Annotated in this window: 18 protein-coding genes; 6 read left to right on the top strand and 12 right to left on the bottom strand. The window is 39.5% G+C overall.

The window, feature by feature from the left end; genetic code table 11:
• From DK866_RS12915 to DK866_RS12950, 8 genes are all read right to left on the bottom strand, one after another.
• Positions 1–633 carry a hypothetical protein gene (locus DK866_RS12915; protein ID WP_109409243.1) on the bottom strand — a complete coding sequence of 211 codons (633 nt, stop codon included), beginning with the start codon at positions 631–633 and terminating at the stop codon, positions 1–3.
• A 187-nt stretch (positions 634–820) separates the two neighbouring features.
• Positions 821–1117, bottom strand: a complete 297-nt coding sequence (gene fis / locus DK866_RS12920; protein WP_004245342.1) for a DNA-binding transcriptional regulator Fis — start codon at positions 1115–1117, stop codon at positions 821–823.
• Between the two features lie 20 nt (positions 1118–1137).
• Positions 1138–2109, bottom strand: coding sequence for a tRNA dihydrouridine synthase DusB (gene dusB / locus DK866_RS12925; RefSeq protein ID WP_036938696.1), 972 nt, complete (start codon positions 2107–2109; stop codon positions 1138–1140).
• Between the two features lie 321 nt (positions 2110–2430).
• Positions 2431–3312 carry a 50S ribosomal protein L11 methyltransferase gene (gene prmA, locus DK866_RS12930; protein ID WP_109409244.1) on the bottom strand — a complete coding sequence of 294 codons (882 nt, stop codon included), beginning with the start codon at positions 3310–3312 and terminating at the stop codon, positions 2431–2433.
• Positions 3313–3335: 23 nt separating this feature from the next.
• The gene (gene panF / locus DK866_RS12935; protein ID WP_109409296.1) at positions 3336–4781 is read right to left on the bottom strand and encodes a sodium/pantothenate symporter; all 1446 of its coding nucleotides are present in this window, start codon (positions 4779–4781) and stop codon (positions 3336–3338) included.
• Positions 4771–5019, bottom strand: a complete 249-nt coding sequence (locus DK866_RS12940; RefSeq protein ID WP_109409245.1) for a YhdT family protein — start codon at positions 5017–5019, stop codon at positions 4771–4773. The genes panF and DK866_RS12940 overlap by 11 nt, the downstream gene beginning before the upstream one ends.
• 332 nt (positions 5020–5351) lie before the next feature.
• Positions 5352–6554 (bottom strand): MalY/PatB family protein, encoded by a 1203-nt coding sequence (locus tag DK866_RS12945; protein ID WP_109409246.1) that lies wholly within the window; start codon positions 6552–6554, stop codon positions 5352–5354.
• A 27-nt stretch (positions 6555–6581) separates the two neighbouring features.
• Positions 6582–7805, bottom strand: coding sequence for an aromatic amino acid transport family protein (locus DK866_RS12950; protein WP_409076902.1), 1224 nt, complete (start codon positions 7803–7805; stop codon positions 6582–6584).
• A 343-nt stretch (positions 7806–8148) separates the two neighbouring features.
• Here DK866_RS12950 and DK866_RS12955 point away from each other — a divergent pair, with 343 nt between their 5' ends.
• A complete protein-coding gene (locus DK866_RS12955) occupies positions 8149–8607 on the top strand; it encodes an Lrp/AsnC family transcriptional regulator (RefSeq protein ID WP_072069791.1) in 459 nt (152 codons plus the stop codon).
• A gap of 73 nt (positions 8608–8680) precedes the next feature.
• Here the strand turns inward: DK866_RS12955 and accC are convergent, their stop codons facing one another.
• The 4 genes from accC to DK866_RS12975 all read right to left on the bottom strand — a co-directional run bounded on the left by accC (position 8681) and on the right by DK866_RS12975 (position 12396).
• Entirely contained in the window at positions 8681–10030 is a 1350-nt protein-coding gene (accC, locus tag DK866_RS12960; protein WP_109409248.1) for an acetyl-CoA carboxylase biotin carboxylase subunit, read from the bottom strand.
• Between the two features lie 12 nt (positions 10031–10042).
• A complete protein-coding gene (accB, locus tag DK866_RS12965; protein WP_072069789.1) occupies positions 10043–10513 on the bottom strand; it encodes an acetyl-CoA carboxylase biotin carboxyl carrier protein in 471 nt (156 codons plus the stop codon).
• A gap of 34 nt (positions 10514–10547) precedes the next feature.
• On the bottom strand, positions 10548–10991 hold the full coding sequence (gene aroQ / locus DK866_RS12970; RefSeq protein ID WP_072069788.1) for a type II 3-dehydroquinate dehydratase: 444 nt from the start codon (positions 10989–10991) through the stop codon (positions 10548–10550).
• 430 nt (positions 10992–11421) lie between these two features.
• Positions 11422–12396 carry an MDR family oxidoreductase gene (locus tag DK866_RS12975; RefSeq protein WP_109409249.1) on the bottom strand — a complete coding sequence of 325 codons (975 nt, stop codon included), beginning with the start codon at positions 12394–12396 and terminating at the stop codon, positions 11422–11424.
• Positions 12397–13084: 688 nt separating this feature from the next.
• Between DK866_RS12975 and mreB the strand changes: the two genes are divergently transcribed.
• From mreB to rng, 5 genes are all read left to right on the top strand, one after another.
• Positions 13085–14128, top strand: a complete 1044-nt coding sequence (gene mreB / locus DK866_RS12980; protein ID WP_023582893.1) for a rod shape-determining protein MreB — start codon at positions 13085–13087, stop codon at positions 14126–14128.
• Between the two features lie 91 nt (positions 14129–14219).
• Positions 14220–15260, top strand: coding sequence for a rod shape-determining protein MreC (mreC, locus tag DK866_RS12985; RefSeq protein WP_109409250.1), 1041 nt, complete (start codon positions 14220–14222; stop codon positions 15258–15260).
• 5 nt (positions 15261–15265) lie between these two features.
• Positions 15266–15754: a rod shape-determining protein MreD gene (gene mreD, locus DK866_RS12990; RefSeq protein WP_109409251.1), complete on the top strand. Its 489-nt coding sequence runs from the start codon at positions 15266–15268 to the stop codon at positions 15752–15754.
• Positions 15755–15807: 53 nt separating this feature from the next.
• On the top strand, positions 15808–16395 hold the full coding sequence (locus DK866_RS12995) for a Maf family protein (RefSeq protein ID WP_109409252.1): 588 nt from the start codon (positions 15808–15810) through the stop codon (positions 16393–16395).
• Complete coding sequence (gene rng, locus DK866_RS13000; protein ID WP_072069784.1) at positions 16392–17861, top strand: ribonuclease G; 1470 nt, start codon at positions 16392–16394, stop codon at positions 17859–17861. Before DK866_RS12995 ends, rng begins: the two co-directional genes overlap by 4 nt.
• Positions 17862–17864 lie beyond the last annotated feature (3 nt).

Here is a 17864-nt window from a genome sequence, read left to right on the forward strand (position 1 = left end):
TCAATAAACCTTGTTAATTAAATAATTAAAGTATTGAATATATTCATCTATTAACTGGTAGTGGCTAGCATTTAATAATCTAGTAATATTACTTCTCGATTTTTTTAATTCATCAGCGATAGCATAGTGAGATTTATCTTTATTGACCATGTATTTAAGTAAAACTTGCGCTTGTGCTCGAGTAATTTCTTTGAGTTGTATATTTAAATACTTAGTAACTAAGGTAATATTTTGTTGAAAATCTGAGCTAGATGTCGATATTGTCAAAATTTCATCTTTCATTTTATCGAGTCCTTCGCCAGATAAAATAAAGGCCTCACCAATTGAGGTTCTTACATCATTACGCAATGAGTCAATTTTGCCGATGCCAATACTTTGACGAGCACTGATTTCTAGATTTGACGTTTTTAGTGCTAATTGGATGACAATAGCGACTTTGATAGCATCCCCTGCTTGTAAGCAAACAATCTGGAAAGAATCACCGCGGTATCGATCATATTTAATTGGTAACTGTTCTGAGAGTAATTGAACTGTCTGCTCCAAAGTGTAGAGCATCAGGTCATAGTTTGGGATGGAGATATTTTTAGAATCGATAATATCGCCTGTAATGACACTTATGATGTCTTTATTCATCTTTTGGCTCTTATGATTTTATGGCATGAATAACATGTTACCAAATATGGTAACATGATGCTATGTTACCGAATATGGTAACATGCTCATTAACTTTATAGATAAAGCGTGAAGAACAAGCAACAAAAAAGCCTTTTCTGGAAAACCAGAAAAGGCTTTTTATAAAAATAGACTTAACTGACTAGGATCAGTTCATGCCGTATTTTTTCAGTTTCTTACGCAGTGTGCCGCGGTTAATGCCCATCATTTGTGCTGCACGCGTTTGGTTGCCACGGGTGTACTGCATTACCATGTCCAACAATGGCTGTTCAACTTCAGCCAATACTAGCTCATATAAGTCATTAACATCTTGACCGTTTAATTGAGCAAAATAGTTCTTCAGTGCTTGTTTAACTGAGTCACGTAAAGGTTTTTGGGTCACCTGATCTTGTGAATTTACGGTGGCAACTGTTAGTACGTCTGAATTTACGCGTTGTTCGAACATAGTTCTGTCAGCTCTTTTATTTATTTACGCAAAAAATTTTCGAAATATGCTTCCAACGCCTCCAGCTGTTCGCTGGCATCCTCTATGGCGTTGAAGGAGCGCCGAAACTGGTCATCAGGGGCATGTTCCTTGAGATACCAAGAGACATGCTTGCGTGCAATGCGAGTTCCTTTGCCTTGACCGTAAAAGTCGTGCAACTCACGCACATGCTTTTGCATTATTTGTTGCACCTCTACAATCGGTAGAGGGGGCAACAGTTCACCTGTGTCCAGATAGTGCTGGATTTCCCGAAAGATCCAGGGTCTTCCCTGAGCAGCGCGACCGATCATCAAAGCATCGGCTCCAGTGTAGTCTAATACTGCTCTGGCTTTTAGCGGGTCTGTTATGTCTCCATTCGCAATAATGGGAATAGAAACATTCTGCTTAACTGTCCGAATGCTGTCGTATTCGGCTTCCCCTTTGAACAAACACTCGCGTGTACGCCCATGAATAGTGAGAGCCTGAATACCACAACGTTCAGCCAATTTGGCAATCTCTACACAGTTACGTTCATCAGGTGACCAGCCAGTACGGATCTTGAGAGTAACAGGTACGTCTACCGCGTTAACCACAGCAGAGAGGATCTCTGCGACAAGGTCGGGATGACGAAGTAGTGCTGAACCCGCTAGCTTTTTATTCACCTTTTTTGCAGGGCAACCCATGTTAATGTCGATAATTTGAGCGCCACTATCTGCGTTTATTTTCGCAGCAGCCGCCATATCAACGGGATCACTTCCTGCAATTTGTACGGAGCGGATCCCCAATTCATCACTATGTACCATTCGTAACCGAGACTTGTCTGTCTGCCAAACCTGAGGATTGGAAGAAAGCATTTCAGAAACTGTCATACCCGCACCCATATCATAGCAAAGCGACCGAAAAGGTCGGTCTGTAACGCCAGCCATGGGAGCCGCGATAAGGCAATTTTTTAACTGATACTGTCCGATTCGCATAGATGAAAAGAGGGCCAAACTGTGACTGCAAGGGCGCGTATATTACGCATTTTTTGCCAGATATGAAAGGACAAAGTTTAACCAAATTGCGAAAAAAAGTTACTTTTTTACACTTGATTTTTTATGAATTGATTATTTAATTAATAAAAACATAATGTTATGTGTTTTTAAAAAATTAAAATTTGATGATATAGAATTGATAAACAAGTGGAACTAAGTAGAGTTTATCAGGCAAAAATGTGATTAATGCCTGATAAACAATAATTAAGTGAAATTTTAACGCAATGAGATTATCTCACTTTGGTTAATATTTGTTCTGTGTTATTTTTTCACACCGGTAATACGACACCACTCTTCTTTCTCTGCAACAGGATCTAAGTTAAATAATCCTTCATAGGCAGCTGCTACGCCTTCTGCTTGTGTCGCTAATACACCAGAAAGACCTAAATGCCCACCCTGACGAGGCAGTGTACTGATAACGGGTGCAAGTTCACGCAATGGACCCGCTAAAATATTTGCTACAACAACATCAGCACTGAGGTTCTCAGGCTGGTCTTTTGCAAGATACAGTGTAAGTGCGTCAGATACGCCATTACGTTGCGCATTATCACGGCTTGCTTGGATGGCTTGTGGGTCGATATCAATACCAATTGCTTTAGCTGCGCCTAATTTTAAGGCTGCAATTGCTAAAATCCCAGAACCACAACCAAAGTCGATAACCGTTTTACCTTCTAAATCTAAACCATCAAGCCACTGAAGGCATAATGAGGTAGTAGGGTGGGTACCCGTACCAAATGCAAGACCTGGGTCTAGCATGACGTTGACGGCATTAGGATCAGGCACTTCACGCCAACTTGGGCAAATCCATAAACGCTCACCAAAGCGCATTGGGTGGAAGTTATCCATCCATTCACGTTCCCAATCTTTATCTTCGAGTTGTTCAACTTTGTGCAGGAAGCCTTGACCGAGTAATGGCGTATTTTCTAACATTGCCACAACGATTTTCATGTCAGTTTCTGCATCATATAAACCGATAACGTCAGTATCACCCCACAGGCGAGTTTCACCCGGTAAAGGTTCAAATATAGGGGTATCGTGACTATCTTGGAAAGTCACTGAAACGGCACCGCTTTCAACTAACTCATCACCAATAGCTTCGGCATTGGCAGCAGTTGCATTAAGTCTTAATTGTATCCAAGGCATAATTAATCTCTTTAAAAACGAACTCACTGTAATGATGTTGATTGTGGCAGAGTATGCTCTCCAAATCGATTAGCAACAAGAAATGCCACTAAGCTCAATAACAGTGAAGGAACAATAGGGTGGAATCCGGCTATTTGGATATTAAATGTCGCAAGAGTGGCATAAAGTGTGGCGCCTGTGATCATGCCTGCAATAGCGCCATAACGGTTTGCTTTTTCCCAATAAAGGCCAAGAACTAGAGGCCATAAGAAAACAGCTTGTAGGCCACCAAAAGCGAGTAAATTAAGCCAAATAATCATTGATGGTGGGTTCCATGCAGCAAACAGCAGTAGCACACCTAAAATCAAGGTCGAAAGGCTCGATAAACGAGAGATACGTTTCTCATTAGTGATCGCATGAGGGGCGATATTGAGATAGAGATCTTTGACTAACGTTGCTGAAGATTGTAATAGTTGCGCATTAATCGTAGACATAATGGCAGCCATAGGTGCTGCAAGGAAAATACCTGCTGCAATAGGTGGTAATACTTCAACCATTAACGTTGGGATAACCTGATCAGGGACAGTCAGATCAGGAATGATGGCCCGACCTAATGCGCCAGCAAAGTGCATTCCAAACATTAGTAATGACATCACAATAGTGCCAATAATAATCCCTTTATGCATGGCTTTACTGTCTTTGTAAGAGATACAACGTACTGCAGTATGTGGCAAGCCTATTACACCAAAACAGACCAGTACCCAGAATGAAGCCATAAAAGGCCCCGTTAGAATGCCATCCGCACCTTGAGGTGAGGTTAATGCAGGATCGATGGCATTGAGTTTTTGTATCGCAATATCTAAACCACCCGCTTTATAGATAATGGCAACCAGTAGGATAAAGGTACCGAGTAGCATTACAAGGCCTTGTAATGCATCGTTTAATACGCTAGCCCTAAATCCACCAATTGCGGTGTACAGTGCAATCGAGATCCCAAAGATAAGTAAGCCAAACTCATAAGGGATGCCGGCTGCGGTTTCTAATAGACGTGCGCCGCCGATAAATTGCACTGTCATGGCACCGACAAAAGCAACTAATAGACTTAAACTGGCAAACCAAACGAGAAAACGACTTTTGTAACGTGCATATAGCATGTCGTTTAAGGTAACGGCATTATAACGACGCGCTAAAATGGCGAATTTTTTTCCTAATACTCCAAGGGATAGCCAAATTGCGGGCAGTTGGATCATCGAAAGCAATACCCAACCAATACCATATTTATAGGCAGCACCCGGCCCACCGATAAAGGAGCTCGCACTAACATAAGTGGCAGTGATAGTCATAGCTAACACGAAGCCCCCCATGGAGCGATTACCCAGAAAATATTCGTTAAGAAACTCGCCTTTTTCACGCTTACGATAAGCATAAGCCGACAGCAGAAAGACCAACAGAAGGTAGCCAATCAGTGGCACTATGACCTCAGTTTGCATCGTCATGCTCATCTCCTAACGGCATATCTTTGAAAAAGTAGCGCACCATCAGATAGCACAATAGAAAAAACAAAACAGGTAAGAATAAGCATGAAAGCTCAAACCAAATAGGTAAACCAGTAATGCCTAGTGTGTTATCAGGTAAATAGGCGGTAATTAGCCAACCCAACAAATAAATAAAAGTTAAAATTAGGGCCCAAAGGGCTTCTTTGTGGGCCTGAACAAAACGTTTGTCCATCTGTTCTCCTAATCTTAATAGGGTTAAAAATGAATGGGAGGATTGTACGGGAAAGTGCGTGTTGATTCAGTGAAAATTAATCACAAAGTCATGAGGGAATATTAAAAACCGACTATCTTACTGTTTTAAAAGGATTGTTGTTGAGTCTCTATTTAATGGGGCAATAAAAATAGAGATGGTTTTTTATATTAATTGAGAAATGAAGTGTTGAAATAATCACCATAAATAGAATGTTTAAGATAATTGAAATAGGAAAAAAGAAGAGCAGACATTGAAATAGATTGATCAAATGTGGTGCTCTTCTTTGTTTTACTCATCTCATAAATTAAAAATTAAAGGGCATTTTTTATTCTTTCTAGGCCTTCTTTGATAATGGTGCGAGGGCAAGCAAGATTAATACGAATATAGTTATCACCATTACTTACAAACATATTTCCACCTTCTAATAAAATGCCTGTTTTATTGGCAAAATAGAGTGAAAGTTGTTGGTTATCGACATTTTCAGGTAAATATTCAGTCAAATTAATCCATGCTAAATAGGTCGAATCAGGTATTTTAAAGTTTGCTTTTGGAAAATGGGCCTGAGTAAATTCTTGTACTAATTTAAAGTTATCATCGAGATAGTTTCTTAGTGCTTTTAACCATTCATCACATTGAGAATAAGCAGCTTTTGTTGCAACTAAACTTAATGGCGAAATAAAGTCATCATAAAGGCGAAGCCATTCTTTTTTTACTTCTTCATTCTTAATAAAGATATGGGACATTAGATTACCTGCAAGATTAAATGTCTTGCTTGGTGCCATACAGGTAACAATTTTCTCATAATGAGGGAAGAGTTTAGCAATAGGAGTGTGTGACACTCCGTTACGCAATAAATCACAATGTATTTCATCTGATATCATCCAAATATCATTTTCAACACAGAGTTTTCCCATCTTAATGAGCTCTTCTTCAGTCCACACTTTACCTGTTGGATTTTGAGGATTACATAAAATAAAGAGCTTAATATTAAGTGATTTATCCTTAATTTTGCGTTCCATATCTGCAAAATCAATAGAGTATTCACCGTCTTTTTCTAATAAATCAGAGTAGATCACTTGGCGAGAATTATAGTCTCCCGCTTGTTTAAATGGTGTATAAGAAGGTGTTTGAATAAGGATACTTTCATCTTCTTTTATTAATAAAGGTACTAGGCGGTTTAATGCAGGAATGATACCTGGAGATAATACAATTTCACTCGGATCAATTTCCCAATCGTAATGTCTTTGGCACCAATCTTTAAATATTTGGTAATACTCATCATCATATACTTTGGTATAACCTAATATTTTTCTATCTAGGCGTGCTTTAATGGCCTCAAGAACTTCAGGCGGAGTAGAAAAATCCATATCCGCTACCCACATTCTAATAAACTCATTATCAGCAAAGGCGAATTGTGCATCTTTATCTGCCTTAAAAATATATTGGCGCCAACCATCATAATTTAAAGCATCAGTATCTTTTCTATCTATAATTTCATCAAAGTTATATTTCATGGTAAACCTTTAATACGTCTAATTTAATTAAATAAATTTTAAGAAAGGGGAAATACAAAGCAGAATGCCCGTAAAGATAATCAAATACAGTGATCCACCTTTATAACGATGCAATGAAGGTACTTTGTAAACTAAATAAGCAGGAATAAGACAACCTACAATCCCGAAAATAGGGCTGCAGATTGAAGTGAACATTAATACTGGCAAATTAAGAACAATTGCACCCCATGCAATAACTACAGTAAAAATTACAATACATAATGTGAGGATTTTCTGATTAATTTTTTCTGCGGGAATAATGCGGGTAAGAGCATTCATGACTAAGCCTTGCACTGCTTCTTTAAAGCCTAGATAAACGCCAAAGAATGCAGTCATTAAAGCAAATATGTTGAGTGCAACACCAACAGGAGTGACATATTTAGCCGCATCACCTTCAATAAATTGTGCTGCAATTGCTAAGGCCGAAATATTCTGCTCATAGGCTTTAACTGCTTCGTCATGGCCGATAGCAAAGGTAAAAGAAACAGCATAGAAGAAGACAACACAAAATAGTGTACCGAAAGAGATATTCATAGCTCTTAAGGCTTTATAACGAGCGACTTCAATTGATTTATTTTTAGCTCGATAAGAAATAACCATCGGGCTAAGAGATTGAATAAAGAGAATAGAAGTCAGTGTGAAAGGTAGTGTAATAATGGCGTTTTTAATTAATAGGCTAAAAGGCGGAAAGGTATCGATATTTTTCGACAGATCCCACATGCTTATCATCATGACACCCAATGCAAATACAACGAGTAATTTAGATAACACCATAAAGCTTGAGATTTTAAATAATAACTCTTCACTTCGTGATGCAATTAAGACGAGAAAAGAGATAAGAATTAAGCCATAAAAAGGGTTTTCTGATAGTAATCCTTCTGTTACGCCAAAGGTGTGTAGGTAAGATGCTGTATCATTAGTCAGTGCTGTTGGATAAGCAAAAATCCAAATCACTAACATTAAGAAGTAAAGTAATCCTAAAAACATTCCCCAGTTTTTACCAAGATAACCTTCGATAACACTTGGGTAGTCTTTACATTCTTTAGAATCGGCAAGGGTATTAATAAATAAGCGTTGAAAGAGATACATGGCAGGGTAGCCAATAATAGAAGAGAGTAAAAACACCCATAACCCAATTAAGCCAACTTGCACAGGTAAAAACACAATACCAGCACCAATTGCCATCCCAATACTGATAATAATCCACCCCATATCAGTATTATCAAATCGAGTTAATTTTTTCCATTCTTCTTTTGAGAGAGAGGCCTTATCAACTTTTTGTTCTAATAAAGTCATACATGTGATCCCATGTGAAAGTAAAATTTATAGTATTTGTTTTGTTAAGTTTATTTTTGGAACATGATTTCTAATCATTTTGTATTAGCTGAATAACGATACTTCGAGAATAATTTTAGCAATTAGTGTGATTAATTATTTCTCCATATTGGAAGCAATACAGACTTATTTATTAATAAAATTCGCTAAAATTGAGCTATGAATTAATTATCTTTGATAAAAACGTTATTTTGATTAATGTCACAGAGGTGCAAATAGGATGGATCTTGACAAAACGGATATGGGGATACTTAAGTTGTTACAAGAAGAAGGGCGATTAAATAATGCGGAAATTGCTAAGCGTGTTTTTTTATCCCCACCGGCTTGCTGGAAGCGACTTAAGGCATTAGAAAAGGGAGTGATCAAGAATTATCGCGCCATCATTGACCCTAAGCACTTAGGGTTTAATTTTTATGCCTTTATGAATATTACGTTAGATTTGCATTCTGAAGATAATATGGCGCACTTTGAACAAGAGATAATGAAGATTGATAATGTGATTTCTTGCCATAATATTTCAGGGCGATATGACTATATGTTGCAATTGGTCGTTAAAGACATGGAAGATTTTCATAACGTTTCCATGATGAAAGTACGAGCAATTGGCAATATCAAAGAGATGAACACCAGTTTTAGCATTCGAGAAATAAAACCCTTTAAAGGGTTTCCTATTAAATAGATGCTTATCAGAAAATCAGCAATAAAAAAGGCATAGTGATTAAACTATGCCTTTTCTGGTTAAGTGAAAAAAATTACTTCTCAGCTAAACCTAAACGTTTTTCAAGGTAGTGAATGTTGGTACCACCTTTTTGGAATTGCTCATCATTCATAATGAACTGGTGTAACTCAACATTGGTTTTGATACCGTCAATGATAAGTTCTGCCAACGCATTCTTCATGCGAGAGATCGCGATTTCGCGTGTTTCACCGTAAGTGATCAATTTACCAATCATTGAATCATAGTGAGGTGGAACAGTATAACCTGCGTAAATATGCGATTCCCAACGTACGCCAAATCCACCTGGTGAGTGGAAACGAGTAATAGTTCCCGGGCTTGGCATGAACGTTTTTGGATCTTCTGCGTTGATACGACATTCAATTGCATGACCATGAACATTAACTTGATCTTGCGTTACTGATAAAGGTAAGCCAGATGCAATGCGTAACTGTTCTTTAATTAAGTCGATGCCAGTGATCATTTCTGTTACTGGATGTTCCACCTGAATACGGGTGTTCATCTCAATAAAGTAGAATTCACCATTTTCATACAGGAATTCGAAAGTGCCCGCACCACGATAACCGATTTCAATACATGCGTTCGCACAGCGTTCGCCGATATTTTTACGGATTTCAGGGGTAATACCCGGTGCTGGTGCTTCTTCAACTACTTTTTGGTGACGACGTTGCATTGAGCAATCACGTTCAGCCAAATAAATAGCATTACCTTGACCATCAGCCATGACTTGAATTTCAATGTGGCGTGGGTTTTCAAGGTATTTTTCCATATATACCATGTCGTTGCTAAATGCCGCTTTTGCTTCCGCACGCGTCATTATAATTGATTGTTCCAGATCTTTTTCAGAACGGACAACTCGCATACCGCGTCCACCACCGCCGCCAGAAGCTTTGATGATAACTGGGTAGCCAATACGTTTAGCAATTTCAATATTTTTTGCAGAGTCGTTACCTAAAGGACCGTCTGATCCTGGTACACATGGAACACCTGCTTTTTTCATCGCTTCAATGGCTGAAACTTTGTCACCCATTAGGCGGATGGTTTCAGCTTTTGGGCCGATAAAAATAAAGCCAGAGCGTTCAACTTGCTCTGCAAAATCAGCATTTTCAGACAGGAAACCGTATCCTGGATGAATGGCTTGTGCGCCACTGATCTCAGCCGCTGCAATGATTGCAGGGATATTTAGGTAACTTTTTGCTGAAGCAGCGGGACCAATACAGATAGTCTCGTCTGCCAGCAGAACGTGTTTTAAATCACGGTCTGCTGTGGAGTGAACGGCAACTGCTTTGATCCCAAGCTCTTTACATGCTCTTAGGATACGCAGTGCTATCTCACCACGGTTGGCAATGAGGATTTTTTCTAGCATGGACCTGCCTCGTTATTCGATAACAAAGAGTGGAGCGTCAAACTCAACATTGTCGCCATCTTGGCAAAGGATAGTTTTAACAACACCCGCTTTATCAGATTCAATCTGATTCATCATTTTCATTGCTTCAACGATGCACAGAGTATCGCCGACATTGACTTGCTGACCGACTTCAACAAATTTCTTAGCTTCAGGGCTTGGTGAGCGATAGAACGTTCCGACCATTGGTGAACGAACAACGTGACCACTGATTTCTTGCGTTGGAGTCGCTGCTGGAGTTTCTGGTGCTACTGGCGCAACAGCATTTGCTAACGCAGGTTGAGGTGCCGCTGGTGCCGCAAAATATTGCTGAGGAGCCATTTGACCCTGAAGACCAGTATTACGACTGATACGTACTGACTCTTCACCTTCAGAAATTTCTAGTTCAGAAATGCCAGACTCTTCGACTAGCTCGATCAGTTTTTTAATTTTACGAATATCCATGAGTTGATTCCGTACTCTTTTTTGATGTTTTTTATTAAGACAAACGGCTGACCGCTGCCTGTAAAGCAAATCGATAACCTTCTGCACCTAATCCACAGATTACGCCTGTTGCGATATCAGAGAGATATGAGTGGTGACGGAAAGGCTCCCGACTGTAGACATTGGATAGGTGAATTTCAATAAATGGAATATTCACCCCTAATAATGCATCACGCAGTGCAACACTGGTATGCGTGAAAGCTGCAGGGTTGATTAATATGTAATCGGTATTTCCCCGCGCCGCATGAATTTTATTTATCAGCTCAAATTCAGCATTAGACTGAAAATGGCTAAGTTTCACATTTAATGCCTGAGCATCTGCTGACAAACTTTGAACGATATCATCCAGAGTTAAGTGTCCGTAGGTTTCCGGCTCTCTTGTTCCAAGCAGGTTTAGATTCGGACCATTCAGGAGCAAAATATGAAAATTTTCCGACATTATGCTTCTATCTCCGTCAATTCGTCAACGAAATGACAAAATAACCTGTGCTTTTCGTTTTGTCATCTTTTATTGTATCCAATGTTACGATACATATCACAAAGTCCGACATTATAGACATTTCACAGAAGATAACAGCAAAATACTGGTCTAATCAGGGAAGGAAGGGGTTATTTTGATGAAAAGTTAAAAGTTTTTACAAGATTGTAAACGTAAGAAAGCAAAATAAACCGGTGATGAAAAAATAATCATAACATCACGTTATTTATTGATGTCACTGGAAATCTGAACTTCTTTGAGATGAATCGTTAATATATGTTGAAAGTGTGATCTGCATCACAATTTTATCACCTGTTTATACAAAAAGACGCTCATTCTGGCACTAAATGAAGTGAATTAATGCCAGAAATAAGCAGGTAAAACCGACAAATTAGAGTTTTACTAACGTTCTACCAGTCACTTGATTATCCATAATCATTTGAGCATAACGTGGAACTTCATCAAGCGTAATTTCTGTCATTGCTTGTTGATAGAATGTTTCTGGCAGTAATTTTAGTAAACGTTGCCAAACTTGGGCGCGTTTTTCCGCTGGAAAATAAACAGAATCGACGCCTTGTAATCGAACATTTCGTAAAATAAAAGGCATCACGGTCGTTGGTAAAGAAAAGCTACCCGCCAACCCACAAGCTGCGACTGTTCCGTTATAGTTTGTTTGCGACAAAATCTTAGCAAGAATTTGTCCACCTACAGTATCAATTGCACCCGCCCAGCGTTGTTTATCTAAAGCTCTGCCCGCAGATTCAAACTCTTCGCGAGTGATAATATTTTGGGCGCCAAGTTTGCGTAAATAGTCATGGTTGCTGGCTCTGCCACTTAATGCAGTAACTTGGTAGCCTAAAGCTGTTAGCAAACTAATGGCAGTACTTCCCACACCTCCACTGGCGCCTGTAACTAAAATATCACCACTTTTAGGCGTTATGCCACCTTGTTCTAATGCCATAACACAAAGCATAGCCGTAAAGCCTGCTGTACCAATTATCATGGCATTTTTTAAAGATAGTCCTTCAGGTACAGCAGTGAGCCAATCACCTTTTACACCTGCTTTTTGAGCAAGGCCACCCCAATGATTTTCCCCTACACCCCAACCCGTTAATAAAACATGTTGGCCAATATGAAAACGAGGATCTTCACTGTGATGAACGACACCTGAAAAGTCGATCCCTGGAACCATTGGAAGTTGGCGTAGTATTTTTCCTTTTCCAGTGATCGCTAACCCATCTTTATAATTCAGTGTAGAATAATGAATGTCGACAATAACTTCATGAATAGGCAATATTTTTTCATCGATATCTTGCACATTGGCATTGAGTTTATCGTCGTGCTGTTCAACTAATAATGCTTTCATCTTGACCCCTTATCGATTTCTATTTGTTTCATGATAAGTGATTTTTTAGATCTCGTCGTGATTGTGCACAATATCTATTGTAATAATGAGACAAATAATCCTTTTTTAGTGTATAAACGGGGGTTCTACGTTTATTGGTACAGAGATTATTCTGAGTTTTATATCTTGGTTATTAGATAACACCGTTAATGTTTGATGATGGGATAAAAATAAGCATTTCCCTTTGTGGTTCGAAATAAAGATAATGCGTTGTTTATGAAGTATTCGAGGTGGATACTTTTATTATTTTTTCAGTCAAGTTTTGTCGGTGAAACACTATTTAATATCAATAGAGTAATTGTGCTTATTCAAATGAATAAATTTTATTTGAACTTGCAGTGATGCTTTTGAGTCACAGTTTGGCAACGAAGTCAGATTTTTCTTTATTGATAGAAGCGTTGTTTGTATTGTTACATAAGTTAAATATGAACAGCGTAGGATTGAAATTATGCGTTAATCGTTCTAATTAGCCCATTTTTATGCAGTTTTTTTCTGCTCCAATTGGGAAAAGTAACGTAGAATATTGTGCCTTTATGATTATTTACGTGTCCACTTTAATCTAAGTAGTGAATCGCGCCTTGTCGCTGCTTATTGTGGTTGATAGAGTAGACGGATTTTTCCGTCCCGGCTTGCAGGATTATCCTTTCGTATGTTTAAAAAATTTCGTGGCATGTTTTCCAACGATTTGTCTATTGACTTGGGTACCGCCAATACCCTCATTTATGTCAAAGGACAGGGTATTGTTCTCGATGAACCCTCCGTCGTCGCTATTCGTCAAGATCGCGCTGGCACATCAAAAAGTGTTGCAGCTGTAGGGCATGAAGCCAAACAGATGTTAGGGCGTACACCTGGGAATATCGCTGCTATCCGTCCAATGAAAGACGGTGTGATTGCTGATTTTTATGTAACCGAAAAAATGCTTCAGCACTTCATAAAACAGGTTCATAACAATAGCTTTATGCGTCCAAGTCCTCGTGTGTTGGTATGTGTCCCTGTTGGAGCAACTCAAGTAGAACGCAGAGCTATTCGTGAATCAGCATTAAGTGCGGGTGCGCGTGAAGTCTTCTTAATTGAAGAACCAATGTCTGCGGCAATCGGTGCCGGCTTACCTGTTTCTGAAGCAACTGGCTCAATGGTTGTGGATATCGGTGGTGGTACAACAGAAGTCGCCGTTATTTCATTAAACGGTGTGGTTTATTCATCTTCTGTCCGTATCGGTGGTGACCGTTTTGATGAGGCTATCATTAATTATGTACGTCGTAACTACGGCTCATTAATTGGTGAAGCAACCGCAGAACGTATCAAACACGATATTGGTTCCGCTTATCCTTCTGATGAAGTTAATGAGATCGAAGTTCGTGGTCGTAACCTTGCAGAAGGTGTACCTCGTAGCTTTACATTAAACTCTAATGAAATCCTTGAAGCATTACAGGAACCATTAACTGGCATCGTTAGTGCTGTTATGGTTGCGTTAGAGCAATGCCCTCCAGAGTTGGCGTCTGATATTTCAGAGCGCGGCATGGTGTTAACAGGCGGTGGTGCGTTATTACGTAACCTTGATCGTTTATTAATGGAAGAAACGGGTATTCCTGTAATTGTTGCTGAAGATCCACTGACCTGTGTTGCGCGTGGTGGTGGCAAAGCATTAGAAATGATCGATATGCACGGTGGCGATCTGTTTAGCGAAGATTGAGATTAATTCTAACAAGGGAGAATGGATTCCCCCTTGGTGAGAATACTAACGCCTGTTTTTTAATTTCTCCGTGTGAGTGATCTTAGAGTTTATGAAGCCAATTTTTAGTCGGGGCCCTTCCCTGCAACTAAGATTAATAATCGCCGTGGTTGTCGCTATCTCTTTATTGATTGCTGATAACCGTATTGGTGCATTTTCTAAAGTCCGCCAGTATCTTGATACTGCTGTTAGTCCCTTCTATTTTCTTGCAAATGGTCCACGTCGTTTCCTCGATCAAATTTCTGAAACGTTTGCAACGCGTGAGCGTTTACAATTTGAAAACCAAGCTTTAAGAAAAGAGTTGTTAGTTCGCAGTGGAGAAAGCCAACTACTAGAGCAATTTAAGCAAGAGAATGCCCGTTTACGAGAATTACTTGGTTCACCTCTTCGCCAAAATGAACAAATGACAGTCACACAAGTTCTGTCTGGCAATAGTACGCCTTATCGAGATCAAGTGGTTATTGATAAAGGAACTAATGATGGCGTCTATGAAGGACAGCCGGTTATTAGTGATAAAGGTGTTGTAGGTCAAGTCATTGCCGTAAGTGAGCTTACGAGCCGAGTGCTATTAATTTGTGATACCTCTCATGCGTTACCAGTGCAAGTTTTACGTAATGATATTCGCGTAATTGCCTCAGGTGCAGGTTGTGCGGATGATTTATTACTTGAAGCTTTACCCGCTAATATTGATATTCGTGTGGGAGATGTTTTAGTTACCTCAGGTCTTGGAGGGCGTTTCCCTGAGGGGTATCCAGTTGGTGTTGTTGCTTCAGTTAAGGTTGATAATCAACGAGCTTATTCTGTGATTAATGTTCGTCCTTCTGCTGAATTACAGCGTTTACGTTATTTACTTTTATTATGGAATGCATCAGATAAAACAGGGGAGCCTCCGTTGCCTTCAGAGGTGTATCACGCTGCGAATGAGCGCCTAATGCAATTGATGCCACAAGTTTTACCTAATTATGAGCAAGCAGGGCCTCCACTTCCTCGTTCTATGTCTCAAGAGCCATTAGACAATACGCCAGAGGCAAGTAATGGAACAACTCCGCCAGCCACAACACCTGCTACACCTAGTACAACAAGAAGTAGGTAACCTCGATGAATCCTTATCAAAGTCGTGGGCGTTGGATTGTTTGGCTCTCTTTTCTTATTGCACTTGTTTTGCAGATTATGCCGTGGCCAGAACAATTAGAAGTGTATCGACCTATTTGGCCAATGTTGTTTCTGATTTATTGGATAACCGCGATCCCTCATCGTGTCAGTGTAGGAACTGCATTTGTATTGGGTATGGTTATGGACTTAGTTCAAGGAACAACCTTAGGCGTGAATGCTCTTGCTTATACGTTAGTGAGTTATGTTATTGCTTTTAAATATCAGCTTTTTTGTAATTTAGCGTTATGGCAACAAGCCTTAGTGATAATGTTTAGTGTGGTGGTTGTCGATCTTACTGTATTTTGGGCAGAATTTTTACTTTCACCAGTGACTTTTCACCCTCAAGTATTCTGGAATAGCCCAGTCAGTGGTATTCTTTGGCCATGGCTTTATTTTTTACTTCGCAAAGTCCGTCACCAGTTTTCAGTTCACTAAGTTAATTGGCTTATGGCGGTCTCTTTTGCGTTACCGTCATGAGGACATTATCTGTGACCACGCTTTATCTTGCATCCAGCTCACCAAGAAGACGTGAACTTCTCGCGTTATTAGATGTTGAGTTTAGTATTATCACCCCTGCTATTGATGAAATTTGGCAACAAGGTGAATCACCAGAAGATTATGTCCTTCGTTTGGCAAAAGAAAAATCACAAGAAGGTGTACGACAAGCACCTTATGATTATCCTGTTCTAGGCTCGGATACCATTGTGGTTCATGATGGTCATATTCTTGAAAAACCGCGAGATAAAGCCCATGCAGCACAAATTCTACGTTCACTTTCAGGTGCAACTCATCAAGTGATGACGGCAATTGCTATCTCTAATAAAACACGCACATTGAGTCAATTAGTCGTCACACACGTCACTTTTCGAAAGATGACAGAGAGTGAGATTAGCGCGTATATTGAGTCAGGAGAGCCAATGGATAAAGCTGGTGCTTACGGTATTCAAGGAAAAGGAGGCCGTTTTGTTCAACGGATTGAGGGGAGTTATCATGCTGTTGTCGGATTACCTCTTGTCGAAACCGAAGCATTGATAGCTCAATTTTCGTCTCTAGCTAATGAGAAGGAGATTTCATGACAGCAGAGTTATTAGTGAATGTGACGCCATCTGAAACTCGGGTTGCTTATATTCGTGGAGGCATACTTCAAGAAATTCATGTCGAAAGAGAAGCGAAACGAGGTATCGTCGGAAACATCTACAAAGGTCGGGTAAGTCGCGTATTACCCGGGATGCAAGCTGCATTTATTGACATCGGGCTAGATAAAGCCGCTTTTCTACATGCTTCTGATATTATGCCTCACACTGAATGTATCGCAGGTGAAGAGCAGAAAAAGTTTAATGTTCGTGATATTGCGCAATTAGTCCACCAAGGCCAAGATTTAATTGTACAAGTGGTTAAAGATCCTTTAGGAACAAAAGGCGCTCGCCTGACCACCGATATTACATTGCCTTCCCGTTATTTAGTGTTTATGCCAGGTGCGTCTCATGTAGGTGTTTCTCAACGAATTGATAGCGAAGAAGAGCGCGAGCGTTTAAAGCAACTCGTTGAAGAGTATTGCGATGAAAATGGGGGATTTATTATTCGTACAGCCGCCGAAGGTGTTGGCGAGCATGAAATTAAGCAAGATGCCGCTTTTCTTAAACGCTTGTGGAATAAAATTATTGAGCGTAAGAAAAGAAATAAAACCCGCATTCAAATTTATGGTGAATTAGCTTTAGCACAGCGTATTTTACGTGATTTTGCTGGCTCTGAATTAGATAGCATACGTGTTGATTCTAAATTAACTTATAATCAATTACAGGAATTTATTGGTGAATACATTCCTGAATTAACCGCTAAACTTGAATTACATCAAGGGAATCAGCCTATTTTCGATCTCTATGGTGTTGAAAATGAAATTCAACGGGCTTTAGAGCGTAAAGTTGAATTAAAGTCAGGCGGTTACCTCATTATCGATCAAACAGAAGCAATGACGACGATTGATATTAATACGGGGGCTTTTGTTGGTCATCGAAATTTAGAAGAAACCATTTTTAATACTAATATTGAGGCAAGCCAAGCTATTGCTCGTCAATTACGGTTACGTAACTTAGGCGGTATCATTATTATTGATTTTATTGATATGAATAATGATGAACATAAACGCAGAGTATTGGCATCACTTGAACAAGCCTTAAGTAAAGATAGAGTGAAAACGACCATTAATGGTTTTTCTCAACTCGGCTTAGTGGAAATGACACGTAAAAGAACACGAGAAAGCCTTGAGCATGTGCTTTGTGATGACTGCCCAACTTGCCAAGGGCGAGGTACGGTAAAATCAGTTGAAACAGTCTGCTATGAAATTTTACGTGAGATAGTGCGTGTACATAAAACGATTGATGCAGATCGATTCTTAGTTTATGCCTCTACGGCGGTTGCTGATGCGTTAAAAGGTGATGAATCCCATGCATTAGCAGAGGTTGAAATTTTCGTGGGTAAGCAAGTAAAAGTGCAAACTGAGCTACTCTATAGTCAGGAGCAATTTGATGTGGTGATGATGTAATGG

Origin of the sequence: Proteus genomosp. 4 str. ATCC 51469, from assembly GCF_003144375.1 — a bacterium.
GTDB lineage: Bacteria > Pseudomonadota > Gammaproteobacteria > Enterobacterales > Enterobacteriaceae > Proteus.